General features: G+C 38.9%; 21 protein-coding genes, 1 tRNA gene and 1 riboswitch. Of the genes, 11 read left to right on the top strand and 11 right to left on the bottom strand.

Annotation, left to right across the window (positions count from 1 at the left end):
• Positions 1 to 93 precede the first annotated feature (93 nt).
• Positions 94 to 1,029 carry a 1-aminocyclopropane-1-carboxylate deaminase/D-cysteine desulfhydrase gene (locus tag ACK8HY_RS07295; protein ID WP_254846155.1) on the bottom strand — a complete coding sequence of 312 codons (936 nt, stop codon included), beginning with the start codon at positions 1,027 to 1,029 and terminating at the stop codon, positions 94 to 96.
• Positions 1,030 to 1,047: 18 nt separating this feature from the next.
• Here ACK8HY_RS07295 and ACK8HY_RS07290 point away from each other — a divergent pair, with 18 nt between their 5' ends.
• Positions 1,048 to 2,094, top strand: a complete 1,047-nt coding sequence (locus ACK8HY_RS07290) for an RluA family pseudouridine synthase (protein ID WP_077432669.1) — start codon at positions 1,048 to 1,050, stop codon at positions 2,092 to 2,094.
• A 19-nt stretch (positions 2,095 to 2,113) separates the two neighbouring features.
• Entirely contained in the window at positions 2,114 to 2,980 is an 867-nt protein-coding gene (locus tag ACK8HY_RS07285; protein WP_077432670.1) for an aminotransferase class IV, read from the top strand.
• A 125-nt stretch (positions 2,981 to 3,105) separates the two neighbouring features.
• On the opposite strand, the gene ACK8HY_RS07280 is transcribed toward ACK8HY_RS07285, so the two are convergent.
• Complete coding sequence (locus ACK8HY_RS07280; RefSeq protein WP_077432671.1) at positions 3,106 to 3,681, bottom strand: NADPH-dependent FMN reductase; 576 nt, start codon at positions 3,679 to 3,681, stop codon at positions 3,106 to 3,108.
• Positions 3,682 to 3,898: 217 nt separating this feature from the next.
• On the opposite strand from ACK8HY_RS07280, the gene ACK8HY_RS07275 reads away from it, so the two are divergent.
• Positions 3,899 to 4,426 carry a hypothetical protein gene (locus ACK8HY_RS07275; protein ID WP_416133228.1) on the top strand — a complete coding sequence of 176 codons (528 nt, stop codon included), beginning with the start codon at positions 3,899 to 3,901 and terminating at the stop codon, positions 4,424 to 4,426.
• A 195-nt stretch (positions 4,427 to 4,621) separates the two neighbouring features.
• On the top strand, positions 4,622 to 5,548 hold the full coding sequence (locus tag ACK8HY_RS07270; protein ID WP_139350977.1) for a polysaccharide deacetylase family protein: 927 nt from the start codon (positions 4,622 to 4,624) through the stop codon (positions 5,546 to 5,548).
• An 87-nt stretch (positions 5,549 to 5,635) separates the two neighbouring features.
• On the opposite strand, the gene ACK8HY_RS07265 is transcribed toward ACK8HY_RS07270, so the two are convergent.
• The gene (locus tag ACK8HY_RS07265; protein WP_416133227.1) at positions 5,636 to 6,217 is read right to left on the bottom strand and encodes a PhnA domain-containing protein; all 582 of its coding nucleotides are present in this window, start codon (positions 6,215 to 6,217) and stop codon (positions 5,636 to 5,638) included.
• A gap of 173 nt (positions 6,218 to 6,390) precedes the next feature.
• Here ACK8HY_RS07265 and ACK8HY_RS07260 point away from each other — a divergent pair, with 173 nt between their 5' ends.
• Entirely contained in the window at positions 6,391 to 7,260 is an 870-nt protein-coding gene (locus ACK8HY_RS07260; RefSeq protein WP_416133226.1) for a neutral zinc metallopeptidase, read from the top strand.
• Between the two features lie 77 nt (positions 7,261 to 7,337).
• Here the strand turns inward: ACK8HY_RS07260 and ACK8HY_RS07255 are convergent, their stop codons facing one another.
• Both ACK8HY_RS07255 and fabG read right to left on the bottom strand, forming a co-directional pair.
• Positions 7,338 to 8,318, bottom strand: a complete 981-nt coding sequence (locus tag ACK8HY_RS07255) for an acyl transferase (RefSeq protein ID WP_416133225.1) — start codon at positions 8,316 to 8,318, stop codon at positions 7,338 to 7,340.
• Between the two features lie 168 nt (positions 8,319 to 8,486).
• Positions 8,487 to 9,230 carry a 3-oxoacyl-[acyl-carrier-protein] reductase gene (gene fabG / locus ACK8HY_RS07250; protein WP_077432676.1) on the bottom strand — a complete coding sequence of 248 codons (744 nt, stop codon included), beginning with the start codon at positions 9,228 to 9,230 and terminating at the stop codon, positions 8,487 to 8,489.
• Between the two features lie 314 nt (positions 9,231 to 9,544).
• Here fabG and ACK8HY_RS07245 point away from each other — a divergent pair, with 314 nt between their 5' ends.
• From ACK8HY_RS07245 to ACK8HY_RS07235, 3 genes are all read left to right on the top strand, one after another.
• Positions 9,545 to 11,044, top strand: a complete 1,500-nt coding sequence (locus ACK8HY_RS07245) for a malate:quinone oxidoreductase (protein WP_077432677.1) — start codon at positions 9,545 to 9,547, stop codon at positions 11,042 to 11,044.
• A gap of 13 nt (positions 11,045 to 11,057) precedes the next feature.
• A riboswitch (TPP riboswitch) is annotated at positions 11,058 to 11,199 on the top strand.
• 58 nt (positions 11,200 to 11,257) lie between these two features.
• The gene (pnuC, locus tag ACK8HY_RS07240) at positions 11,258 to 11,878 is read left to right on the top strand and encodes a nicotinamide riboside transporter PnuC (RefSeq protein WP_077432678.1); all 621 of its coding nucleotides are present in this window, start codon (positions 11,258 to 11,260) and stop codon (positions 11,876 to 11,878) included.
• On the top strand, positions 11,853 to 12,947 hold the full coding sequence (locus ACK8HY_RS07235) for a hypothetical protein (RefSeq protein ID WP_077432679.1): 1,095 nt from the start codon (positions 11,853 to 11,855) through the stop codon (positions 12,945 to 12,947). Before pnuC ends, ACK8HY_RS07235 begins: the two co-directional genes overlap by 26 nt.
• A gap of 331 nt (positions 12,948 to 13,278) precedes the next feature.
• Here the strand turns inward: ACK8HY_RS07235 and ACK8HY_RS07230 are convergent, their stop codons facing one another.
• From ACK8HY_RS07230 to xerD, 4 genes are all read right to left on the bottom strand, one after another.
• Positions 13,279 to 13,992, bottom strand: a complete 714-nt coding sequence (locus ACK8HY_RS07230; protein ID WP_139350978.1) for a hypothetical protein — start codon at positions 13,990 to 13,992, stop codon at positions 13,279 to 13,281.
• A 298-nt stretch (positions 13,993 to 14,290) separates the two neighbouring features.
• Positions 14,291 to 16,756 carry an ABC transporter permease gene (locus ACK8HY_RS07225; protein ID WP_077432681.1) on the bottom strand — a complete coding sequence of 822 codons (2,466 nt, stop codon included), beginning with the start codon at positions 16,754 to 16,756 and terminating at the stop codon, positions 14,291 to 14,293.
• 449 nt (positions 16,757 to 17,205) lie between these two features.
• Positions 17,206 to 17,277: transfer RNA gene (locus ACK8HY_RS07220), tRNA-Arg, on the bottom strand.
• Positions 17,278 to 17,597: 320 nt separating this feature from the next.
• Positions 17,598 to 18,500, bottom strand: a complete 903-nt coding sequence (gene xerD / locus ACK8HY_RS07215; protein ID WP_077432682.1) for a site-specific tyrosine recombinase XerD — start codon at positions 18,498 to 18,500, stop codon at positions 17,598 to 17,600.
• 233 nt (positions 18,501 to 18,733) lie between these two features.
• On the opposite strand from xerD, the gene ACK8HY_RS07210 reads away from it, so the two are divergent.
• Positions 18,734 to 21,589, top strand: a complete 2,856-nt coding sequence (locus ACK8HY_RS07210; protein ID WP_416133224.1) for a M16 family metallopeptidase — start codon at positions 18,734 to 18,736, stop codon at positions 21,587 to 21,589.
• A gap of 126 nt (positions 21,590 to 21,715) precedes the next feature.
• Here ACK8HY_RS07210 and ACK8HY_RS07205 read toward each other — a convergent pair whose 3' ends face one another.
• Positions 21,716 to 22,576: a sigma-70 family RNA polymerase sigma factor gene (locus ACK8HY_RS07205; protein WP_028068906.1), complete on the bottom strand. Its 861-nt coding sequence runs from the start codon at positions 22,574 to 22,576 to the stop codon at positions 21,716 to 21,718.
• Between the two features lie 387 nt (positions 22,577 to 22,963).
• Here ACK8HY_RS07205 and ACK8HY_RS07200 point away from each other — a divergent pair, with 387 nt between their 5' ends.
• Complete coding sequence (locus ACK8HY_RS07200; protein WP_077432684.1) at positions 22,964 to 23,185, top strand: helix-turn-helix domain-containing protein; 222 nt, start codon at positions 22,964 to 22,966, stop codon at positions 23,183 to 23,185.
• Here ACK8HY_RS07200 and fmt read toward each other — a convergent pair.
• Positions 23,182 to 24,099 carry a methionyl-tRNA formyltransferase gene (fmt, locus tag ACK8HY_RS07195; protein ID WP_416133223.1) on the bottom strand — a complete coding sequence of 306 codons (918 nt, stop codon included), beginning with the start codon at positions 24,097 to 24,099 and terminating at the stop codon, positions 23,182 to 23,184. The genes ACK8HY_RS07200 and fmt overlap by 4 nt on opposite strands.
• Positions 24,100 to 24,248: 149 nt before the next feature.
• Here fmt and ACK8HY_RS07190 point away from each other — a divergent pair, with 149 nt between their 5' ends.
• A complete protein-coding gene (locus ACK8HY_RS07190) occupies positions 24,249 to 25,466 on the top strand; it encodes an ABC transporter permease (RefSeq protein WP_077432686.1) in 1,218 nt (405 codons plus the stop codon).
• Position 25,467: the final 1 nt, after the last annotated feature.

The following is a 25,467-nucleotide window of genomic DNA, read 5'->3' as shown; positions in this document are numbered from 1 at the left end:
AAATTTTAAACTTGTCAAACTTACAACATAATCGAAAAAAAAATGTCAGTCAAATGTCTGCTAGCGGTATAAAGAGCCATTTATTGATCTAGGTCAATTAAATGCAAAACGATCATACATCCCAAGCAGTCCAGTAATGCCGCCAGTGTGAACGACGAGTAGCTGATCTGCTGGTGTGAAATAATCTTTTTTTATAAGATCATCAATTGCATAGAGCAATTTCCCGGTATAGGTTGGTTCGATCATAATTCCCGTATTACTGATAAAATGCTGTGTGAAGGTAAGTAGTTCAGGATTGGTCTTCGCGTAGCCGCCAAAATGATAATCCAGGTGTAAAATAGGAGGGCTAAGATGGGGATAAAGTTGATTAACTTCATCAGAGATAAAGCTGCCGTTCTTTAGGACAGGGACGCCGTGTATCTTGGTAAAAAGATCTTTTTTGTCGATTGCATTAGCAATTCCTGCAAGCGTAGTGCCGGTACCACAGGCGGTAAAGATATGTTGATAGTCCTGTTGAAGTTCGTCTACAAGTTCGGCGCAGCCTCTGGCGCCCAAGATACCATAGCCGCCTTCATGGATATAAAAGCTGTTGGAATCCTGACCGAAATAATCACCATACAGCTTTTCTTTGTTTCGATAAGCGTCCCGGTCCACATAAATAAGCTGCATCCCAAACAATTGACACATGGTCAGCACAGGGTTATTAACGTGCTCATCACCTCTTACGAAAGCGGTAGTTTTGAACTGGAAAGTAGCTCCAGCACAAGCTGTCGCCAACAAATGATTGCTCCAGGCTCCGCCAAAAGTAACGAGATGATTTTTTTGTAGCTGTAAGGCCTCCTGAAGATTATACTTTAATTTTCGCCATTTATTGCCTGAAATAAAGGGATGAATCAGGTCATCTCTTTTCAGTGTCACTTTGATGTGCTTTTTCTCCCATAAAGGTAGCGTGACTTCTGTTTCGGGACTATGAATTTTAAATGGCAACATAATATTAAATGAAAACAAATTTAACGAAAATTGTTTCATTTGGCTTATTTTTGTAGCATGACAGAACAAATGGGATCGCAAGATCAAGAAGAACAAGAGTTATTTGAACATCTACGCATTGAAGTGGATAGGGGGCAGGCATTACTCCGTATTGATAAATATCTGATGAATAGGGTAGAGAATGCTACAAGAAGTAAAATTCAGCATGCCATTGAAGCAGGTTCTGTCATGGTTAACGGCAAAGAAATCAAGGCGAGTTATAAAGTCAGACCTGATGATGTTATTACCTTGGTATTACCTGATCCGCCGCGTGATAACGAGGTTTATCCTGAAAATATTCCATTAGACATAAAATATGAAGACGACGATGTACTTATCGTAAATAAAGAAGCAGGTATGGTTGTCCATCCGGGCTATAATAATTACACAGGTACATTGGTCAATGCATTGACTTACCATATACAACAGTTGCCACAGCTGCCTGGAAATTCAGACCGTCCCGGTCTGGTACATCGAATAGACAAAGATACTTCCGGTTTACTGGTTATCGCTAAGAACGAAAAATCGATGGCCTTTTTGGCAAAGCAATTTTTTGATCATAGCATTACCCGTAAATATATTGCTTTGGTGTGGGGTGATTTGAAAGAGGATGGCACGATTACAGGTTACATTGGTCGTCATTTGAAAGATAGACGTATAATGGCCATGTACGATAGTGAGGATAAAGGACGATGGTCCGTGACACATTACAAAGTATTGGAACGATTAGGTTATGTGACATTAATTGAATGCCAATTAGAGACTGGACGTACACACCAGATTCGTACGCACATGCAATCCATTGGTCATCCATTGTTTAATGATGCCATGTACGGTGGGGATAAAATATTAAAAGGAACTGTCTTTTCAAAATATAAGCAATTCGTAGACAATTGTTTTAACCTGCTTCCACGGCAGGCGCTTCATGCACAGGTATTGGGATTTGTTCATCCGACATCAAAAGAAAATATGTATTTTGAAGTACCATATCCTGAAGATTTTCGTTTAGCTTTAGAAAAGTGGCGTGGTTATGCTGCAAATTCCATGGCTGTGGAAAATGATTAAAATTTAGAAACAAGTAAAGATGCCGACAAACTATATCAATTATAATGGCAATGTAGTGCCGGAAGAACAGGAAATATTTAGCATAGAAAATAGAGGCTTTCGCTATGGTGATGGATTGTTTGAAACTATGTTGTATAAAGACGGTGACATCCGTTTTCTGAATTTCCATGTAGCGCGTTTACAGCAGGGGATGGAATTGATTCACCTGGATGATGCGAATCTTTTCGACGAATTTTTTATCCGTTCAAGATCGGAGGAATTGATCCGTAAGAATAATATGCTGGGCCAACAGGTTCGCATTCGTCTGATTGTCTTCCGGACCGGTGGTGGACTCTATAGTCCAAGCACAAATAAACCGGGATTTGTTTTACAGGTACAACGCATAGAACCCAACCTGAGGGATAAGAAAGTCGGCCTGATTGTGGGCTTATATAGTGAATTCAAAAAGCCTTATAGTGATTTATCTAAAATCAAATCGCTCAACGCTCAAATTTATGTGTTGGCGGGTATTTATAAGAAAAAAATGGCATTTGATGATGTATTGATCTTAAATCAGGAAGGCTACCTTTGTGAGTCACTAACATCAAACATCTTCGTGTATTACGAAAAAATATTGTACACACCGGCACTTTCAGAAGGCTGTATCGAAGGGGTTATGCGCCGTGTTGTCATGGATATGGCGAGGGCTGAAGGGATTGAAGTGGTGGAGGCGCAGATCAGCCCCGAGATCATGAAAAGGGCAGATGAAATTTTTTGTACAAATGCGGTACAGGGGGTGCAATGGGTGATGGGATATAAGCAAAAACGCTATTTCAATAAGATCTCACGCATATTGCAGGACAAACTGTTAAGCTGGAATTACGATGCAAATGAGGAGCAAAATTAAGGTTGTACGAAGTAAATAATAAAGACAAAAGGCCAGGATTGGACTGACCTCAAAAAGTTGGACTAATTTACGCAGTGTATTTGATATAATGAGCTCGATATTCCACCGGGCTCATTCCATTTAAATTAATCCTGGCCTTTTGTATGCACAATTCTGATGATCCAGTGTTCAAAAGCTTTTTTGAAGCTAAGTAGAAAGTCTATTGTTTTTTGCAATTCGACCTTGCCGTTTTCTCCGATGGAATCTTTGATACTTCCGAGATATGCTTCGGGCTGCTGCATGGGGTAAATATTGACGAATACCAAAGCCTGTCGGATATGATGATTTGCGCCGAAACCACCATAGACTCCCGTCGAAGAGCTAATAATTGCACCCGGCTTTCCATCCCATTTATTTTTGCCATAAGGTCGAGATCCCACGTCTATAGCATTTTTTAGGACAGCCGGTATGGAGCGGTTGTATTCAGGGCTGATGAAAAGTACTGCGTCCAGCGAAGCGATTTCCTTCCGAAACCGGACATAACTTTCAGGCGGGTTGCCTTCATCATCGAAATCCTGGTTGTAAAGGGGGAGATCCCCAATTTCGATCACGCGATAGTTAAACTTGTTGGCCGGTTGTTCACAGATAAAAGCAGCTATTTTTTTGTTATAGGATTGTTTCCTTAAGCTACCGACGATGATTCCAATAGTGTAAGTATTCATGCTAAAGTTTAATTAAAGTATGAAAAGTATTAATGGTTGAACAATTTGTATCCTAAAAAGTTTCCCTGTAATGCATTGCGAAATTAAAACTAAACTATTCGTGCTGAATAGATTAAGTTTTTGTTAACAAAAATTAACATTTATCATTTAATCTTTTGCATACAGTTTGTTGTCGTATTGTAAAGAAGAAATTACAAAACTAAGGGAGGAGCTACTTATGAAAAAAATGTTTTACACCGCTGCTATCATTGCCGGGCTTTTTGTAGCTGGAACGGCTGAAGCACAGGTCAGTATCAGCGTGAATATTGGGAGTCAGCCCAGTTGGGGGCCAGCGGGTTATGATTACGCCCGTTATTATTACATGCCTGAATACAACATGTATTATGATGTGCCAGCGCGATGTTATGTCTACTATGATAATGGTGGCTGGATAAGAAGGTCGAGTTTACCAAGAAGATATCGGCATTATGATTTTTATAGGGCGCATAAAGTAGTGATCAACGATCGTACCCCTTGGCATCATCATGACCGTTACAGAAGCAGATATGGGCGCTCACGTGGCAGACAGGTTACTATCCGGGATAGCCACCATGGGCATGGCGGATATTCCTTTGCAAGCGAGCGTAGCGTAAGACGCGAACGTTCCTGGGGAGAAAGCAGAAGACATGGCGATAAGGGAAGATGGCATGGACGCGGATATGAAGATAGACATGAACACAGGCATGGAGGGAGACATAGAGATTAATCGGATCTGTCTGTTTTAAGTATCTTAATCGTTTAATTGAAAGGTACCTGTCCAAAAGATAGGTGCCTTTTTTTGTTGCATCGCTAATTCCTGAAAAATTATCTTAATTTTGTGATAGAGGAATGTTGCATGACTTTAAAAAAAAGATCTTTTGCACGCAAAAGATCGCATGTGGCGTATAGGTTAATTTTTGTAATGAGAAAAGTATTTAAATCAAGCTTTCTATGGATGGGCTTGGGGATAGTTGGCTTGGGGTTGCAGTCTTGTAATCAAAACAGCGGTAAAAAAGGAGAAAAGGGTGTTACTGTCGATTCCGTGCAGCACAGGAGAGATAGTCTAATTGTTGTGCAGGATTCCATTACAAAAGTGGATTCGCTACGTAAAGATTCCATTACCAAGATGGAGGCAGATGTTTCCTATACTGGTGCTAAAGATACCACAGTTTTATTGACGGACTCAGTTTCGCCGCGGTATATTTACCTTACTTTCGATGACGGCCCGCTTAACGGTAGTCAATATTTAGATTCTATCGCAACGGCGAAAGGTATTAAAATCAACGCATTTTTGATTGGCGCTCATGACAAGATGAGTAAAAAAATGCATAGCTATACGGAACGTTATAAAAATAATCCGTTGGTCGATTGCTACAATCATAGTTACTGGCATGCTCATGATAAGTATACTACATTTTACTCAAATCCAGTGACGGCATTTGAAGATTTTGAATTAGCAGAACAATCTCTAGGCTTGCAGCATAAAATCGTTAGGCTTCCGGGAAGAAATATCTGGTATGTAGGGGATCGTAAAAAAGTTGATCTAAAAAGTGGTGCATCTACAGCGGAATTGTTACATCAAAATGGTTATAAAGTGATGGGCTGGGACTGTGAATGGAAGATCAATGGTGTAACTGGTAAGCCCGATTTATCAGTTAACCAGCTGTATACACAGATGAAAAACTTACTTCGCAAAGGCACATCCTACACAAAAAATAATGTTGTACTGTTGACCCATGATAATATGTACCAAACCAAAAAAGGACAGAAATTACTGTCAGATTTAATTGACAGTCTTAAACAGCATCCGAACTATCGCTTTGAGTTTATGCGCAATTATCCACAATAGGGAGTTTACATAATTAATCTAGCCCTAAATCAGTAGTATAAGATTACTGGTTTAGGGCTAGATTTTTATAGCGGAAAAATTCTCTCCTTAATTTTGTTTGCGTAGATATTTGGTCAATATAACAATTGTTTGACCTTCAATTTTTCCTTCGATCTGTTCAATATTATCGGCTACTAAGCGGATATTTTTAACCACAGTCCCCAAGGTTGCTTTGAGTGAAGAGCCTTTTACATCTAATGTTTTGGTCAATACGACAGTATCACCTTCCAATAATCGTTGACCGATACTGTCTTCATGAAACGACACGTAACCATCATTTTCGTGATCTCCTGTTTTCTTTGCTTCGGCCAATGTTTCATCGTCAAGATAAAGGATATCCAGCGCCTCGGAGGCCCAGCCTTCATTTTTCAGACGATTTAGCATTCGCCAACAAACAATCTGTACGGCAGGATTTTCAGACCACATGGCATTGGGTAGAAATTTCCAGTCCTCAGGGTTTAGTTGCTCGGTTTTATTGAGCTGGTTGGCCAATGTTGTTGAAATCAGTAGGCTGTTATCCAAAGTCGAACTGGTTTCAGGTGGTAATGTATAGGTGATTAAATCCGCTGCAATGCCTGTTAGTTCACATTTTCCGCCAGCCCGCGCTAGTAATTGTTCTTCTAATTTCATATCTGTTTCTATAAAAGCCCAAAAATAAGAATATAAATCGTAGAAAGCTGTAGCTGATAAAATAAAGCTGGTTTTACACTAAAAAAAATAAGGCAAGCTAGTTATATTGGTACTGAATTTGTACGCTAACGATATTGGAAAAAATTATTAACTGGAATAAATAGATAAATCATATGAAATGGCAAGGAGGTAAACAAAGTGGCAATTTTGAGGATCGTCGGGGAATGTCAGGCGGTGGAAAGCTAGCATTGGGCGGTATAGGCGGGATTATTGTATTAGTTATTGGTTTTTTGATGGGTGGAGATCCAATGCAGCTGCTGCAACAGGCACAGAATATGGGGGGACAAACCGAACAGTCTGGACAGCCTCGCGAACTGAATCCTGAGGAAAAAAGGCTGACGGAGTTTTCTTTGACCGTGCTGCAGAGCACGGAAGATGTCTGGGCTAAACTATTTAAGGAGCAGATACAGCAAAACTATACGCCGACCACATTGGTTTTTTACGATGGTGGTACGCAAACAGATGGTTGTGGGATGGGACAGGCTTCCTATGGACCGTTTTATTGTCCCGGAGACCAAAAAATCTATTTGGACCTGACATTTAGCCGTGAACTTTCTGATAAATTCGGTGCGAAAGGTGAATTTGCAATGGCCTATGTTATTGCACACGAGGTTGGGCACCATATTCAACAATTGGTGGGCTTATTACCTAAAACCAATCAAGCCCGCGGGAAATTAAGTGAACGCGAAAATAACAAGATTTCAGTGATGACCGAGCTTCAAGCTGATTTCTATGCTGGTGTATGGGCGCATTATCTCAATGAATATACCGACATAAAAATAGATTATAACGATATCGTAGACGGTATGAAAGCCGCAGAAGCTGTGGGGGATGATAAGTTGCAGACAGCTGCCCAGGGGTATGCCGTGCCAGAATCCTTTACGCATGGAACTTCAGCGCAGCGTATGGCCTGGTTCAAAAAAGGATATGATTCGGGGGATATGCGCGCTGGAAATACGTTTGAAGATCCAAGCCTGAGATAGCAGACAGATTCCATGACCGCTATACAAGATAGCACAGGCAAAGAGAGCTCTATAAATTTATTATGGGGCTTTTTATTTTATTGAACCAATAAATTACAGCCTCTAATATCGCTTTGATCAAAACGGCCCAAGATCTCAAATGAACCATCGGCATACACTTTTCCTAAATCTTGTGTGGCTATAAATGAGCACGAATATCGGTTGGCTAAGTCGATGACATTGATTCCTCCTGTTCTGTTGGAAGAAATTAAGCTCAAAGGATCATTTGTATCACGGATTAATATTCTCATCCATTTCGGAAGATGGAAAATGCCCTGACCACAGGAGTATCCTTGAGACAGCAATTCAGTCATACCATATTCGGAGTGAATTCCATTGACCTTAAAAGCGTCCTGAAGCAGCTGGTGAATTTCCTCTTTGACCATTTCTTTACGTTTACCTTTCATTCCGCCGGTTTCCATGATGATGAGCTCTGGAAATTCAAGAGCATATTGTTCAATAAAATCCAGCAAGGCATAAGTGACACCAAAAAGGATAGTTTTCGTTCCCTTTGCTTTTAATTGAACAAGCGTATTGTATAGTTCCTGATGATTGTATAGAAAATAATTACTCTCTGCCTGTTTACTCTGTTTCATCAGGTCGTCGATCATATAGATCAGCGATGAACCGCTTCTTTCGAGATAGGATGGGAGTAGGGCCAAAACAGCGATATCTCTAATCGGACCATAGAAGTTTTCGAATATACGTCGAAAAGTCTGCTCATAGATGGACAGATCAGCAACAAGATGTTTGGATGTGACCATACCTGTTGTACCCGAGCTTGAAAATATAATTTGGGGATCCATTCCGGCTGCCAGTACCCTTTGTGTTTTGAAAAATTCTATCGGCATGAAAGGGATCTCACTATAATGTTGGATTTGATTTTTTTCCTTGCCTATCAGCGAAACATAGTCGCGGTAGACCTGACAATGCAGCAGCTGGAAGCGATAAGTTTCTAAACATTGTTGATTAAAATCATCTTCTGTTTGAATTGCAAAAAAATCCGCCCAATTCGTCATAGCATTTAAATTTTGATGGACAAAATTAGCTAAAATTTGGAAATATTGGGTAGGAAAGCGTAAGCTCTAGCGTCGGAATAATGTAAAAGAGCCTGCTGGCGAATTCTGCTATTCGGGATAATAGAGAAAACACTGGCGTCGATTGGGGACACCAGTGTTTGCTATATCTTACAACATACCGCCGTCAACAGGAAGAACCTGTCCAGTCACATATGCGGATAAATCAGAGGCTAGGTAGAGACATGCGTTGGCTACATCTTCGGGAGATCCGGCGCGTTTTAACGGAATTCCGGCTTCCCAGGAAGCGATTACTTTAGGATCTAATATATCTGTCATTTCCGTACGGATAAATCCAGGTGCGACCACGTTCGCACGGATGTTGCGTGAACCTAGTTCTTTTGCAATGGACTTGGTGAAGCCTATAATACCTGCTTTGGAAGCTGCATAATTTGATTGACCAGCATTACCTTGGACGCCAACAACAGAAGACATATTGATAAATGAACCATTACGGTTTTTCATCATTATTTTTGAAGCAGCTTTTGTAACATTGAATACGGATTTCAAGTTGACATTTAGGACATCATCCCAGCTTTCTTCTGTCATACGCATTAACAGGCCATCTTTTGTGATGCCGGCATTGTTGACGACGATATCCAGACTTCCAAAATCCGCAACGATTGCATTGATTAACTGTTCTGCTTCTTCAAATTTTGAAGCGTCAGAGCGGTAGCCAATTACTTTTGTTCCGTAGGCTTGAAGCTCTTTTTCCAGCGCTTGTCCCTTTTCTACAGACGAAAGGTAAGTGAAAGCGACATTGGCGCCGTGCTGTGCAAACACTTCAGCAATTTTTCTTCCAATTCCTTTTGATGCTCCAGTTACCAAAGCAATTTTTCCTTCAAGTAATTTCATATAAGAGTGTAAAGTTATTCGTTGATGTTTTTGCAAAAATGTTAAAACTATATTATAACACAAAATCTTTCGATAAATAACGATTTAAAAAGCTCGGATATTTGTCTTATTTCGGGCTATTTACAGCCGTATCGATCAACAATATCCTGAGTAAAGGCTTCGAAAAGCTGAAAAGTTGCATTTCCTTTATACTTAGGATTATTTTAATAAATCAATGGTATTTTTGAATAAGTGCTTCTAAAAAGTACAGTTTTTTGACAAAAGGCTTGGGGGTTTACCAAAAACTATATTAAATTTGCATCAATCACAAAAACATGAGCAAAAAATCAAATAAAGAAGTTGACGTTGTTCTGATCGGCGCCGGTATTATGAGTGCTACTTTGGGGACTCTAATCAATGAATTAAGCCCAGACGTTAATATTGAAATTCTTGAGCGTTTGGATGTTGTGGCGGCTGAGAGTTCTGACGCTTGGAATAATGCTGGTACAGGTCACTCGGCCTTGTGCGAATTAAACTATACACCGGAGCAAAAAGATGGTTCGGTAAAGGTTGATAAAGCGGTTAAAATTGCCGAACAATTTGAAGTATCGAAGCAGTTTTGGTCATACTTGGTTGATAAAGGTATTATCGCCCAACCGGAGAATTTTATCCGCAGCATTCCACATATGAGTGCTGTTTTTGGTGAAAAAGATGTGAAATTTCTAAAGACAAGATGGGAGACAATGAATACCCAGACCTTGTTCAAGGGAATGGAATATACCGAAGATCCTGAGTTGTTAAAATCCTGGATTCCTTTGATGATGGAAGGAAGGGATGCAGGAGAGAAAATTGCTGCAACCAAGATGGACCTCGGTACTGATGTGAATTTCGGTTCATTGACGCGTGATTTGATTAATAACCTGGCAAAAAAAGAAAATATTTCAATATCCCTAAACCACGAAGTTGTCGATATCGAACGCGAAGACGATGGACGTTGGGAAATCGAAGTGAAGGATTTGAAAACCGGGGTGAAGAGAGAGCTAAAAGCGAAATTTGTTTTTATCGGCGCTGGAGGCCACTCCTTATTATTACTAGAGAAATCTGGTATCCCAGAAGCAAAAGGTTACGGTGGATTTCCTGTAGGAGGTCAATGGTTGAGATGTGTAAACGAAGAGATTATCAATACACATCATGCTAAAGTTTATGGTAAGGCATCTGTCGGCGCGCCACCGATGTCGGTACCGCATCTGGATACCCGGTATATTGATGGCAAGCAAGCCTTACTTTTTGGCCCCTATGCTGGTTTCTCTACCAAATTCCTAAAACAGGGATCTTATTTTGACTTACCTGCATCGATCAAATTATCCAATATCCGTCCGATGTTATCGGCAGGACTTGATAACTTGCCTTTGACCAAGTATCTGATTACTGAGGTCATGAAATCTCCTAAAGATAAATTAGAGTCTCTGAAGCAATTTATGCCAACTGCTAAATTGGAAGACTGGGTTATTGAAAAAGCCGGTCAACGTGTTCAGGTGATTAAAAAGGATGAGAAGAAAGGCGGGATTTTAGAGTTTGGTACAGAAGTGGTTTCGAGTGCAGACGGTTCTATTGCGGCGCTATTGGGTGCTTCTCCAGGGGCATCTACTTCAGTGGCGATCATGATTAGCTTATTGAAGAAATGCTTCCCTGAACGTGCTAAATCAGATGAATACCGCAAGAAACTACGGGAGATGATTCCTTCCCATGGCAAATCATTAAACGATGACGCTGAGCTTTGTAGGGAGACGCGTATACGCACGCATAAAGCGTTGAAATTAATTGATATCGATTAATTTCGATTTACAAAATATACTTATGGGGTGCTTTGGATGCATTGTCATCGAAGGCTGAGATTATACCCAATAAAAGCGATTGTGCAACCTTGTACAATCGCTTTTATATACCTGATCCGGATAATGCTGGCGTAGGGATTTTAATTTCAATAAAAACAGCTGTTTTTACCCGCCTAAGTTTATTATATAATATAAGAAATAATAAACAATTGAATGACTTCTGATACAATTTTTGATGCTTTAATCCAGCAAATACAACAAGCTAGCCTAGCTGAGTGGCTGGGGGTATGTTTTGGCATTTTGCAGGTTTGGTTTTCAAGACAAAATAAATCGATCAATTATCTCTTTGGGATAATAGGTATCATTATATCGGTTTATGTCTTATTCCATGCCAAACTATATGCGGAGATCCTGCTCCATGTTTATTATTTGGTAATGAGCATCTATGGTTGGATCTATTGGAAATATAGCAGTGACCGTGTTGTCCCAATCAGCCGCAATACAGCTGGAGATTGGTGGATTGTTGGTATTATCTGTATAGCGGGCTTTCTATCATTCTACTTTGGTCTGGTTCATTTAACCGATTCGGACGTTCCTGTTTGGGACTCTTTTGTTTCCTGTACAGCTTGGGCTGGGATGTGGTTGTTGGCGAAGCGCAAAATTGAAAATTGGATTTTATTGAACATCAGTAACCTGATGGCAATTCCTTTGCTTATGCACAAAGGTTTATTCCTATATGCTGGTTTAACCTTATTTTTATTTGTGATGGCTTTTAGTGGCTATTTTAATTGGCGGAGAATATTAAGTAATGAAAAGAAATATGCAACTGAGTGATGCGACTATCGCTGTACTAAGGGATCAGCAAATGAAAGGCATCCAACAGAAAAGTTTGTCTAGGGAGCAGTTAGCGTTGATTTATGATAACAAGTGGTTTAAAATTTGGGTACCACAATCATTGAACGGCTTAGGCCTGGATTTGGTCAATGGGCTTTCCCTTTTGAAGGAGCTGGCCTATTGGGATGGCGGATTGGCGTGGACAGTAACTTTATGTGCAGGTGCCAATCTTTTTGTCGGTTTTATTGATCAGCTGGTGGGACGGGATATTTTCGCTTCAAAACAGGTATGTTTTGGGGGGAGTGGGCAGATTGCTGGTGTCGCCGAACGTGAGCGTACATCTTATCGTCTGAAGGGGCTGTGGAAATATGCTACTGGAGCACCTCACTTGACGCATTTTACGTTGAATGCTTATATTCAGGAGAAAGGTCAGCCCATACTGGACGAGGATGGAAATCCCCTGGTGAAGTCTTTTTTTGTCGATCGCGAACAGGTGCTAATTCATTACGATTGGGATACATTTGGCCTGGAAGCGACAGCCTCGCATTCTTTTTCGCTGGACAATATATGTGTGGATGAGAACCGGTCTTTTTCTATTGATGCAAAGAAAAGTACGTATACAGATCTGCTTTATCAATATCCTTTTATACCATTTGCGGAGTTGACCTTACTGGTCAATTTTATGGGGATGTATCAGCGGTTTATGGATCTGATTGAGAAGTTATTTGTATTGAGGTCCAATCAGGGGAAATGGGAGATTCTTGAAAGTAAAGCTGCTTTTCGGAAGTTGGACGAAATGCAGCAGGATTATATAGATAGGACGCATAAAATCTTGGATTTGGCAGCTTGTTCTTGGAATAATATCAAGAATGGGACTGATAACACTGCATTATATGAGCGCATAGCGATAGAAAGTCGGGATTTTGTAGAGATCATTTTGTCCAATGTAAATAAACTCTATCCCCATACCGGAATTTCGGGTGCGACGGCTGACAATGAAATCAATATTTTGTTTCGAAACTTATTTACGGCATCGCAGCATAAATTGTTGCAAAAAGGCTTTTTGTAAGCTTGACGAGGAATTTTATTGTTAAGGATACCAAGATTCTTCATCTTGCGGTAGAAATTTCCTCTGTCTAGAATGTAGGTAATGGATTCAGTAAGAGCTTTTTTACCGATTTATTATGCAAAAAATATCGCTTCTGGAGGCCCCGTGATAGACCCAATAATCGTTCCTATAAAACTAAAAGTGTGATTGTAAATAATACAATGGAATTGAGGACAATATAGGGACGCGCGAAATGATGAGCGGAAAGCCTGTTATCGTGTCGGTATCATCGTCAAAACCGATGGTATTTAAGGAATTCGAAATCGATGTTAACGGCATTACTGCAGCAACTTTAATTTAAGTTGAGGCCAAAAGCAAGTCCATACCAGAGTTTATTTTGATAAATCCAGGTGGAACGATTGCCATCCAATAGATGATCGAAACCCAATGCCATTCCAACAGTGAAATTATTGACAGCAAAAATTCCTGCAAATCCTTTGCTCCAAACAACACCTTCATATTCTTGTTGAATGGCGTTATTTGTCGTTGTAGGGGATAGCGAAGAATTTCCAAGACCTGTGAAAGCGCCAAATGAAAAACCTAAATGATTAATGCTTCTATCGGATACACCAAGTGGATTTGTTGTGTAATTGATTATGTATTTGTCCCGTCTGTATCCGAAATAACCAGCCCCGTTCAAGTTTGTATTTAACTGCATAGGAACTCCGGTTTGTGCAGGGCGAAATTTTAGAGGGATCGTCAAAAAATCAATATCGAAAGACGGTTTACTGAATGAAGCAGACTGTTCGGAGTTCGCTTTCAATACATTCTTTTGAAATTGATATACGTTGCATGTATCAATGCTAAATTGGCCATTTTCCTTGGGCTTTGATGGGTGGATCCGAATAGTTTCATCGGCAACATCAATATAGACTTTTTGCTTTACGCCATCTATATTTTGTGTATAGAAGCCATCGTTAAACTCTTTTTTACTATTTTTTTGGAATACGCTGCAACTTGAAACTGTGATGCTGATAGGAATGATAAATTGTGCTAATCTCTTCATTAGTTTTTTTACGTATGTATGGTGATGCTCTAAACGGATCACTTTATTTTCTTTCAAGATATTGGATATACCTAGAGCAGTGATTTTAAGTTTAATGCTTGTCCTCATTAAGTCATCTAATCGAATAAATACCTTCTTGAATTTGCATGATGCTGTTTTTCATAGAAAATGTTAATCTATATTTTCCAAAAATATAAAATGGCTGTAACTTGAAAACAACTTTGAAGCGTATTTTTAAAAAAAAGAAAAATCAAGCGTGATTTTTTTTTATTGTGCGAATAATTAGTCGCTTATGTATCTACTCATCCCTAAGGCTATCTACTGGGTTTGTTTTTGCGGCTTTGAATGCTTGGTAGCATACTGTCAATAGTGCAGCTAATATGCCAATTGTACCTCCCATAGTAAACGGTATCCAATTTACGTCTATTTTATATGCGAAATCCTGGAGCCATTTATTAGTTGCCCACCAAACTATGGGAGCAGCAACAAGAATAGCAATAAATACCATTTTCACAAAATCCTTAGATAGTAAGTTGACTATACTCGAAATAGAAGCCCCCAACACTTTGCGTATACCGATTTCCTTGCTTCGCTGGTAGGCGATGATTGTTGCTAATCCAAATAGACCTAAACAACTGATCAAAATTGCTAGGGCAGTACTGATATTCGTCAACTTTAGAAGCTGCTGTTCCTTTTTATAAAGATCGGCAATACTTTCATCATAAAACCTGTAATTAAATTCCTCTTTCGGAAAGAATTGGTTCCATTTGTCACTTATCTGCCTAAATAATTCCGGAAATTGTTCGCTTTTACCGGCATCAAATTTAATGTTGATGGTATTGACATTCCCCATAAAACTTCTCAATGCCATAGGTTCAATAACAGTATAGAAATTGCTGATATGAAAGTCTTTTACCACACCCATAATTGGGAACCTTCTATTTCCCTGTCCTATAATCTTACCAATGGCATCCTCAGGTGACTGAAACCCGAATGTTTTAACTGCACTTTCATTGATTACAAAAGAATTTATCGTGTCAGATGGCAATAGATTTTGACCAGCGATCAATTCTAAATCATATAGCTTCAAATAAGCAGTATCTACGGATTTTAAGAATATCCGCTGCATCTCTGGTTCTTTAATTCCCGGTATAATGTGATTAAAAACTGTAGAAGCTACCTGATCTTCCATTGGTTTTTGACCTAGGCTAACATGCTTTATTCCAGAAATCTTTCTTAGTTCTTCAACCAATGTTTTTCTTTTAGTGTTATAATTTTCAGAATTCCATAATTTATAAGGAATGTCTGTCGTAATGACGGCATCTTTATTGAATCCCAATTCTTTATGAATGGTAAAGCTCATTTGTTTCCCAATAATCAATGCTGATACGATGAATATTTGTGCTACGACAAATTGAAAAACGATCAGTATTTTTCTAAGGGTGATTTTATCATTAGCTATTTTCACTTCGCCCTTACCTCTAAAAATACTAACTGCATTTACTGTGGTAATAATCCAGGAAGGATAAAGTCCAGCCAGTAGGGTAGTAGAGATCAAAACAATTCCCAGGAATACGATAAAGCTAACTGGATTCAGAAATTCTACGCTGTCTTGAGTAAAGAAATCCCGTAAAGCGTCTATTGCAACATAAGATATTACACTTGATAAAATAATTGCAAATAATACTACAACAACTGTTTCTAGCATCATCTGGAGAATCAGATGCTTAGCCTTACTTCCAAGGGTTTTGCGAATACCAATTTCTTTTGACCGTTGAGGTATTTGGGACGTAGTGAGGTTAATATAGTTTATACATGCTAAAATCAATAAGAATATAGCTGTACCAATAAGTCCATAAATTACATTCTTACTGGTTTTATTAATACCATTATCTTTTACATCCGTAGCAAAATGGGACTCTAAAAGGGGTAATTTCTCTATTTGGCGGTTATATGTAAAATTAATTTTGTTCTCCTGATTGAATAGATTCCAATTGTCTGAAACTTTTTTCTGTATTCTAGCTAAAGCGGCATTTGCCTCTTCGGTGTTGTTGGTTTGAAAATATACCATATCCGTGCTATTAGTATTTGTCCAATTCCCCAAACTTAAATCAAACTTAGATTTATTCAATAGTAGGAATTCTTCACCTTTAAATTCCGTTGGAAAATCCAATGTTTTTATTACACCGGATACTGCCACTTGTATACTATCGTCATAGATCAATGTCCTACCCAAAATATTCTCATAAGAAGTATTAGGGAAATAATATTTCGCCCGCTTATCGGTTAATACTACTTTGGAAGGATTATTCAATGCTGTTTTTTTATCACCGGCGAGCCATTTATAAGAGACCATGTCAAAATAATTCCCTTCGGTATTAATAATGCTTTGATTAGTCAAATCAAAATTTTCCTTTTTGCCCTCATTTTGTTGGTTTATTGGTACCCTTACACTTTTTGTAAAACGCTTAAATACTGGAACAACTCGCTTTACTCCGACCAATTCTTCTTTCATATAAAAATAAATGGGAGTGGATATACCTCCAGTAAAGCTAAATTCACCTTTTTCCCCAAATCGACTTATCAATCTATAAGTATGCTCCTTATTTTCTATTTTATTCTCGAAACTCAGTTCATAACTTACAAATTTGTAAATCACCCAACACGCACTTATGCCTATACTCAATCCTAAAACATTCAAGAATGTATAAAGCTTATTTCTAAGTAGATGTCTTACGCTGTTTTTTAAGATTATATTATTCATTTCGTTTTAGATTTTTGGTTAGAGCTATTAGATTTTTGATGCATGATAATGGATTTAGAATCCGATCATGAATCATCTTAGCTTTCTTATGAGGTATTTCAAGAGATATGCCAATTAGTTAACTATTTTTTAATCAATAAGTTGTATTGTTGTTCAAGCTTCCGGCGTTCAATATCGTACGTTTTTTGTTCGGATACGGACAGTTGTATGGATAAACCCTAAATAACATTGAACAGAGTGTTTTATATTGATTGGCAACTTTATATAGTAAGAACGAGCCAAATCTGTCCTCAAATGAGATATGCACTGTAAAACCCAACGCTTATACGAGTTTTGTTAGTATATTCGTTTAAAAATGGGGGCGGCAGAATCAAAATATTTTAATAGTTTAGTTAACAGTTTTTCTTGTCATAAAAAAGGAGACAACTTCAATGAAGTGTCTCCTCTTGTGTTCCCGGCGGGGGTCGAACCCACATCGTCAGAACCGGAATCTGAAATTCTATCCATTGAACTACGGGAACGTGTCGCAAAGATATACTATTTTCTAGATCTTACAAATAATCTTTGCTATAAAATTTAATCTTTTGAACGGCGAATTTCGAGTGCATATCGCTCCCGGTTTTTGACTTCGCTGCTTTTATAATTTGTACATTCCGCTTTTCTAGGCTAACTTTTTGTCTATTAGTAATATGTATGCAATGTTGCGTTGAAGCTATGCTAAACTATTACTCAGACGCGTTATCGTACTCCAAATTTTATTGAGCTTAGGACTTAAAAAACATTCTGCACGACTTGACAAGCATTTTATAACGGTCTATTGACTTGCTCACTCCAGAGAAGATTAAGACCTGGGATGGTATTGTGTAATGATGGAGTGAAGATAATCCCGATCAATGTGTGTATATATTTCGGTTGTCGTAATACTTTCATGTCCCAGCATATCCTGTACAGCCCGTAAATCTGCCCCACCTTCAACCAGGTGAGAGGCGAAACTATGCCTAAAGGTGTGCGGACTGATGATCTTTTGTAGTCCAATTTTTTGAGCAAGTTCCTTAATGATCAGAAAGATCATCACCCTGGACAAAGCCGAACCTCGTCTGTTCAGAAACACAATATCTTCATTTCCATTTTTGATCTTAATATGGGGTCTAACCGAATCCAAATATAGCCGGAGATGTTTGATCGCCTGTTGTCCAATCGGAATCAGTCGTTCTTTGCTACCTTTACCTTCCACTTTGATAAATTCTACGTCGAGAAACAAATTGGAGATCTTGAGATTGACGAGTTCAGACACACGCAATCCGCAGCCATATAAAACTTCAATAATTGTTTTATTGCGCTGTCCCTCCGTCGAAGAAAGATCTATAGCTGCTATCAGTTGATCAATCTCATGGATACTCAGTACGCTGGGGAGTTTCCGCGCTAAGCGTGGTGCTTGCAGCAATTCAGTTGGATTATTATCTAGGTCATGTTCAATGACTAGAAAGCTAAAAAAGGTTTTTAGCCCGGATATTAAACGGGATTGTGTGAATGGTGAGATATTGAATTCCTGTAACCATTGCAGAAAATCCTGAATATCCTTCCGTACGATTTTATTTAAAGCGAGCCCGTTGTCCTCGCAATAGATTTGGAATTTAGAAACATCATTGAGGTAAGCCTCGATCGAATTAATGCTCAAACCCCGTTCGAACTTTAGAAATCGTTCGAATTCTTTTTTAATGACCTGCCAGTTGCTGAAATCCATTTGCAACAAAATTACAATTAACTATTGTTCTTTTCGAAAGATATTCTGTATTTTTAGACTTGTTTTACAAACCATGAGCAATAGTAAAGAGACGCTCGATCCCGTAGGGGATATTAATAATATTATTTTATCTGTATTTTACCATTTATCGGGACAATTGGTCTCCAGTTCCGTTTACCCTAATATAAACAATTAGCAAAAAATAACCGACTAAAAAAAAGAGATTCATTTGTATGAAATTCATTAAACCACTTGCATTAGCCTTTTTGCTTCCGGCTACATTTTACGGCGTAGAGGCAAAAATGCCCACTACTTTAACAGCACATGCCAGGGCTATTCTATCGCAGGATAGTTTGGCCTTAAATCAAAAGTTACCTTTCGACAATGAAGTTGTCACCGGTAAACTGAAAAATGGATTTACATATTTTATCCGCAAAAACACCGAGCCTAAGGGGCGAGTTACTATGTATTTGGGTATGAAGGCGGGGTCAATCCTAGAAAACGAAAAGCAGTTGGGACTGGCGCACTTTTTGGAGCACATGAACTTTAATGGCTTGAAGCATTTTCCAAAAAACGAACTTGTCAATTACCTTCAGAAAGCTGGTGTAAGATTTGGTTCGGATCTGAATGCCTACACGAGCTTTGATCAGACGGTCTATCAATTACCTATTCCATCCGATGATCCGGAATTACTGAAAAATGGATTACAGGTCATGCGTGATTGGGCACAGGATGCGCTATTGGATGGTGAGGAAATTGACAAAGAACGTGGTGTTATCTTGGAAGAGAAGCGCGGTGGAAGAGGGGTACAACAACGTCTGCAAGATCAGTATTTCCCAATGCTGCTTAACGGCTCCCTTTATTCAAAACGTCTGCCTATTGGTACCGAAGAAATTTTAAAAACCTTTCCCTATACTGAAATACGTAAATTTCATCAGGATTGGTACCGCCCGGATTTACAGGCGCTTATTGTTGTAGGTGATATTGATCCCAAAGTAATTGAGGAAAAAGTGAAAGTGTTATTTTCGGACATGACAATGCCGAAAAAGGTGCTGCCACGCAAAGAGTATCGGGTTGATTTATTGAATAAGAATCAATTTTTGACGATTTCGGATCCAGAGTTACCTTATACCGTCGCACAGATCTTGATCAAAAATGAAAAAGACAAGGTCGTGACTGTAGGAGACTACCGTAATGAACTACTCAAAAATATTTTCAACCAGATGATTGCTGGTCGTTTCTCTGAGCTGATGCAGCAGCCGAATCCACCTTTTATGCAAGCCGGTGGTAGCATTGGTGATTTTGTCTCTAATTTAAATACCTTCTCTTTATTGGTTGTACCTAAGCCAGGTGAACTGGAGTCTGGATTTAAGGCCATGTTGACGGAATTTGAACGTATCCAAAAATACGGTTTTACGCAGACAGAACTGGATCGTGCGCTTGCTGATATGAAGAAGGGAAATGAAACAGCTTATATCGAACGGGATAAGAAAAAATCGGATAACTATGTCAATCGGTATCTGAACTATTTTATCGACAATGAACCGGCTTTGAGCAATGAAGCATCTTATCGCCTAACGAAACAGTTGTTGCCAACCTTGAAACTGGAAGAAGTGAATGGTCTGATCAAGAAATATTATACCGATTTAAATCGTGATATCTTGATTATGGGGCCAGAAAAGGAAAAGGCAAACCTACCTACAGAACAAACCGTTTTGGGATGGGTAAAAGCCGTCGAAGATAGTCCGGTGTCTGCTTACGAGGACAAGGTTTCTAATCTTCCTTTGCTTTCCAAAGAACCTACTAAGGGAACGATCCTGTCTTCAAAGGATATTAGTGCTGTTCAGGCAAAAGAATTGGTATTGAGCAATGGCGTGAAGGTGATTTTAAAACCTACGGACTTTAAAAACGACGAAATCCAGATTATGGCTTATAGTCCTGGAGGAACTTCGCTTTATGCCGACACTGACTATTTCTCAGCTTCGAATGCATCCTCATTGGTCGATGCGAGCGGAGTTGGGCAAATGAACAATGTGGAGCTGACAAAATACCTTGCTGGAAAAGAAGTCTCAATTTCACCCTATATTTCTGAACGCTATGAGGGTATTTCGGGAAGTACGGACAAAGAGGGCCTGAAAAACGCTTTTGAATTAATTTATGGCTATTTTACGGAACCCCGTTTGGATATCGATGTTTTCCAAAGCACGATGACAAGAGCAAAAGGGTCGTTGGAAAATAGATTAAGCAACCCAAATAATGTTTTTTCGGATAAAGTGAAGGAAGTGCTCTATGGGAATAATATCCGCAGACAAAACACTACTGTGGAAACACTTTCAAAAATTGACCGTGAGCGCGCGCTGGCAATTTATAAAGAGCGATTTGCAGATGCCTCTGATTTTGTATTTACTATTGTAGGATCATTTGATGAAGCACAGATTAAACCCTTTATTGAAACTTATCTTGCTTCCCTGCCTGCGATCAAACGCGGAGAAAATTACAAAGATTTGAATATTCTGGAGCCGACTAAAGGACAGCGTGTGGTTGTTCACAAAGGCAAGGAGGAAAAAGCAAGCACCCAGTTGGCCTACTATGGAGATTACAGTTACAGCGAAAGCGAAAATGTCAATATGGAAGCTTTAGAAAGTATATTGACGATCAAATTGCTCGAACGTTTGCGTGAAAAAGAAGGCGGTGTTTATGGTGTCGGTGCCCGGGCTAGCTTCAGTAAATTACCTAAGGCACGCTATTCGTTTTCAGTCGGTTTTGGCTCAGCAGTTGATAAAGCTGATCCATTGATTAGTTCTGCGCTGGATGAGGTGAAAAAGATTCAGGATCAGGGGGCGGACAAAGTGGATATTGAAAAATTTGTGGCCGAACAAAAAAGACAGAATGAACTAAGCTTGCGTGAAAATGGCTATTGGTTGAATTATATTTCCAGTTCTTATCAAAACGAATTGGATATCAACAGATATACCCGTCGGATGGAAAACTTGAATAAAGTTACGCCTAAATCGGTACAGGACGTTGCTGCGAAGTATCTGAAGAAAGACCGGCTTTTCGAATTTATCTTAATGCCGGATACAAAATAGCAAAGCGCATTGATCAGCTATCAATGTGGGCTAGGGCTGTTTGCTAAAGGTAAACAGCCCTTATTGCAAACAAAAAATCCCAATCATCTCTGATTGGGATTACCAAAAATTTCAATAAATATCTTTTTAACCTAAATAAGATTTTAAGATTTTGCTTCTAGAAGTGTGTCTCAAACGTTGAAGAGCTTTGTCTTTAATTTGACGCACGCGTTCACGTGTCAAATTGAATTTCTCACCGATTTCTTCGAGCGACAGTTGGTGGTTGGATCCTAATCCAAAGAAAAGAACAATAATTTCGCGTTCTCTTTCTGTTAAAGTTGCCAATGATCGCTTGATTTCTTCTGATAGAGATTCATCAATTAGAGAACTATCGGTATCTGGATCATGGTTTTCCAATACATCCAAGAGTGTATTTTCTTCACCTTGGACAAAAGGTGCATCCATAGATACATGACGTCCAGAATTACTTAAAGTATCCGAAACTTTGTCAACTGTAGTTTCAAGGATATCTGCCAATTCTTCTGGAGATGGTTCCCGCTCGTATTCTTGTTCTAGTTTTGAGAAAGCTTTACTGATTTTGCTTAAAGAACCTACTTGGTTCAATGGCAGACGTACGATACGTGATTGTTCAGCAATTGCTTGAAGAATAGATTGGCGAATCCACCAAACGGCATAAGAAATAAATTTAAAACCCTTAGTTTCGTCAAAACGTTTAGCCGCTTTAATTAAGCCCAGGTTGCCTTCATTGATTAAATCACCTAAGGTCAATCCTTGATTTTGATATTGTTTTGCTACTGATACTACGAAACGAAGGTTGGTTTTAGTCAATTTTTCCAAGGCAACTTGGTCGCCTTCGCGGATGCGCTGTGCTAATTCTACTTCTTCTTCTGCTGTAATTAAGTCTACTTTACCAATTTCGTGTAAGTATTTGTCCAAAGACTGGGACTCACGATTGGTGATAGATTGTGTAATTTTGAGCTGTCTCATTAATTTTTATTAATTCTCCTCTCTAAGAAATGTTTGCGAAAATACGAAAAATTTTTGAATTATTAATGGAAAATGGATTATCTAACCTCTCATCTATAATGAGTTATGCTTTTGCGAACCTTCATTTTACATTATCAAAAACTATTCCATTTAAAATTGTTTTTCTTCCTCAATTGTGGTCGTAATATTCAACTGATTGATATTTAAAGCGCTAACAAATTTTATTTTTTTATATTCTCAAGTAATTTATCTAATGATATCAGATATGTTACGTAAAACGTATTCTTCGAATTTATTTTAAAATGATAATTTTATGATAAAACAAAAAGATATATGTTTTGTTTTACAAGAGACAGCAAATAAATTTAAAGGAATAAAAATTATAATATGCCAATCTTAATTCATTTGGATAAAATAATGAAAGAAAAAAAAATGTCGCTTAACCAATTGAGCGACAGTGTGGGGATCACCCTTTCTAATCTTTCAATCATAAAAAATCAAAAGGCTAAGGCACTGCGATTAGATACACTTGAAGCAATATGTAAGGCGCTAGACTGCCAGCCTGGTGACTTGTTGCAATATTACGATGGTGGCGATGAAAAAAATTAGAATCTATAGCCTTTTAAAAAGTCTACTATATTCATCTTTTTCTTGCCTTCCAATTGAAGTTCCGTTACACTGATATAGCCATCCTGTGTTGCAAACTTTAAATAGTTTTTTTGGTCCGTCTCTATCGTTCCCGGAGCAGCATCAGTAGCTCTTTGCTCTTTTTCTGTCTTGTATATTTTTAGTACTTTATCATTTAATAGCGTGAACGCCGTTGGATAGGGGCTAAGTCCGCGTATAAAGTTATAAACAACGTTTGTGGGTTGGTCCCAATTGATCTTGCAATCTTCTTTAAAAATTTTTGGTGCATGTTTCAACGGCTCGTTTGGCGCGATGTCGTCTTGACTTTTAGGTTGCAGATTCCCCGCTTTCAACTCCTCTAGGGTGCGAAGTAATGTGTTAGCTCCAGCATGCATCAAATTGTCGTGAAGGTCTCCGGCAGTATCCGTATCACTAATGGCAACTTTTTCGGCGAGTAATATATTTCCCGTATCGATTTCATGCTGCAACAAAAAGGTGGTTACCCCAGATTCCTGCTCACCGTTCATAATCGCATGATTGATCGGAGCCGCCCCCCGGTATTGAGGGAGTAAGGAGGCATGGACATTAATAGTGCCGTATCTTGGCATATTCCAGACAACTTCAGGTAGCATACGGAATGCTACTACGACCTGAAGGTCCGCTTGATAACTTTTGAGCTCAGCTAGAAAGGCCTCATCCCGGAGTTTGACCGGCTGGAGAACCGGAATATGATGTTGTGCTGCATATATTTTAACGGCGGATTCATGTATTTTTTGCCCACGACCCGCTGGCTTATCCGGTACGGTGACTACAGCAACGACTTGCTCGCCAGATTGAATGAGCGCTTCAAGGGAAGCAACAGCAAAGTCAGGGGTGCCCATGAAAATAATACGCATAAGAGGTCTGTGTTTTGTAAATTCCTTAAAATCAAATAAATCATTGGGATGATAAAAATCATCTGCGAAAGCGCTAATAATTTGCTATTAAAGTTTTGTAAATAACAAATTTTTATAACTTTGCGAAGTTACATAAATATATTGAAAGCTTGAATTTTCCTTATTTTTTAGCAAATCGAATAGCATTCTCAGGTAAACGGACTTTCTCCAAGTTGATCGTCCGCGTTACGATAGGTGCAATTGCGTTAGCCATCGCTGCCATCATCATATCTATTGCGGTTCTGCGGGGATTTAAGGGGGAGATCATTAGCAAACAACGCGGCTTTTTTGCGGATGTATTGGTCCTGCGTTATGATCTCAATAAATCGTATGAAAATTCACCTATCGCCCTGACACCCCAACTTCATAAAGCTATATTGGCAGATCCGGAAGTGTATTCCATTAATCCATTTGCAACAAAAGCGGGGATTATCAATGTGAATGACGAAGTGGAAGGTGTGGTTTTAAAAGGAATTGATTCGCTGTACGATCAGCAGCCCATAAAAAATATGCTGCTTGAAGGGAATACCATAGACTTTAAATCTGAAAATAAAGATAATCAGATACTAATTTCAAAATATCTGGCAGATCGCCTATTATTGAAAGTGGGGGATGACTTTATTATGTATTTCGTTCAGGAGCCAATCCGTAAGCGCAAGTTTGTCATTAAGGGAATTTTTAATACGGGGTCCGAGGAACTTGATAAAGTTTATGTCATTGGATCTTTGAATGTCATTCGGAAATTAAGCAATCTGGATGACAATGAGGTCGGTGGCTATGAGATCCGAATCAAGAATTTCAGCCAGCTGCAGGAGACAACCCGTAAAATAGAAGACATGTTACCCATTGATATGCAGGCAATCAATATCAAAGATCAGGTGCCTGACATTTTCCAATGGTTGGATCTGTTGGATATGAATACCAAAATTATTTTTGTATTGATGACTGTAGTAGCGATTATCAATATGATTTCAGCTTTACTGATTACCATCCTTGAGCGGACATCCATGATTGGTATTTTGAAAGCTTTAGGTTACCATAATGCGGGTATACGGCGGGTATTTATGTATAGCGCACTGTACCTCATCGGTCTTGGCTTGCTGATCGGAAACCTGATCGGCTTGAGCTTTTATTTTCTTCAGGATTATACCCATTTTTTCAAACTGGATGAGCAGACCTACTATATCTCCTATGTGGCTGTAAAACTCTACTGGTCTGACGTTATTTTAGTTAATCTTGCTGTGGTATTTATAGGGATGGTTTCCTTGTTTATTCCTTCAATGTTGATCACTAAGATTAGTCCGATAAAAGCAATTTCTTTTAAGTAAG

Origin of the sequence: Sphingobacterium sp. NGMCC 1.201703 (genome assembly GCF_047784615.1) — a bacterium.
Taxonomy (GTDB): Bacteria; Bacteroidota; Bacteroidia; order Sphingobacteriales; family Sphingobacteriaceae; genus Sphingobacterium.
The sequence above is the reverse complement of the archived record's forward strand: the minus strand, read 5'-3'. Positions and strand labels throughout refer to the sequence as shown.

Coding starts and splice junctions, on each gene's coding strand:
- ACK8HY_RS07210 (WP_416133224.1), top strand. CDS start 18,734: ATGAAATTCATTAAACCACTTGCATTAGCCTTTTTGCTTCCGGCTACA.
- ACK8HY_RS07285 (WP_077432670.1), top strand. CDS start 2,114: ATGCCGACAAACTATATCAATTATAATGGCAATGTAGTGCCGGAAGAA.
- ACK8HY_RS07200 (WP_077432684.1), top strand. CDS start 22,964: ATGCCAATCTTAATTCATTTGGATAAAATAATGAAAGAAAAAAAAATG.
- ACK8HY_RS07205 (WP_028068906.1), bottom strand. CDS start 22,576: ATGAGACAGCTCAAAATTACACAATCTATCACCAATCGTGAGTCCCAG.
- pnuC (WP_077432678.1), top strand. CDS start 11,258: ATGACTTCTGATACAATTTTTGATGCTTTAATCCAGCAAATACAACAA.
- ACK8HY_RS07260 (WP_416133226.1), top strand. CDS start 6,391: ATGAAATGGCAAGGAGGTAAACAAAGTGGCAATTTTGAGGATCGTCGG.
- ACK8HY_RS07225 (WP_077432681.1), bottom strand. CDS start 16,756: ATGAATAATATAATCTTAAAAAACAGCGTAAGACATCTACTTAGAAAT.
- xerD (WP_077432682.1), bottom strand. CDS start 18,500: ATGGATTTCAGCAACTGGCAGGTCATTAAAAAAGAATTCGAACGATTT.
- fabG (WP_077432676.1), bottom strand. CDS start 9,230: ATGAAATTACTTGAAGGAAAAATTGCTTTGGTAACTGGAGCATCAAAA.
- ACK8HY_RS07295 (WP_254846155.1), bottom strand. CDS start 1,029: ATGAAACAATTTTCGTTAAATTTGTTTTCATTTAATATTATGTTGCCA.
- ACK8HY_RS07255 (WP_416133225.1), bottom strand. CDS start 8,318: ATGACGAATTGGGCGGATTTTTTTGCAATTCAAACAGAAGATGATTTT.
- ACK8HY_RS07230 (WP_139350978.1), bottom strand. CDS start 13,992: ATGAAGAGATTAGCACAATTTATCATTCCTATCAGCATCACAGTTTCA.
- ACK8HY_RS07245 (WP_077432677.1), top strand. CDS start 9,545: ATGAGCAAAAAATCAAATAAAGAAGTTGACGTTGTTCTGATCGGCGCC.
- ACK8HY_RS07270 (WP_139350977.1), top strand. CDS start 4,622: ATGAGAAAAGTATTTAAATCAAGCTTTCTATGGATGGGCTTGGGGATA.
- ACK8HY_RS07290 (WP_077432669.1), top strand. CDS start 1,048: ATGACAGAACAAATGGGATCGCAAGATCAAGAAGAACAAGAGTTATTT.
- ACK8HY_RS07275 (WP_416133228.1), top strand. CDS start 3,899: ATGAAAAAAATGTTTTACACCGCTGCTATCATTGCCGGGCTTTTTGTA.
- fmt (WP_416133223.1), bottom strand. CDS start 24,099: ATGCGTATTATTTTCATGGGCACCCCTGACTTTGCTGTTGCTTCCCTT.
- ACK8HY_RS07280 (WP_077432671.1), bottom strand. CDS start 3,681: ATGAATACTTACACTATTGGAATCATCGTCGGTAGCTTAAGGAAACAA.
- ACK8HY_RS07235 (WP_077432679.1), top strand. CDS start 11,853: ATGAAAAGAAATATGCAACTGAGTGATGCGACTATCGCTGTACTAAGG.
- ACK8HY_RS07265 (WP_416133227.1), bottom strand. CDS start 6,217: ATGAAATTAGAAGAACAATTACTAGCGCGGGCTGGCGGAAAATGTGAA.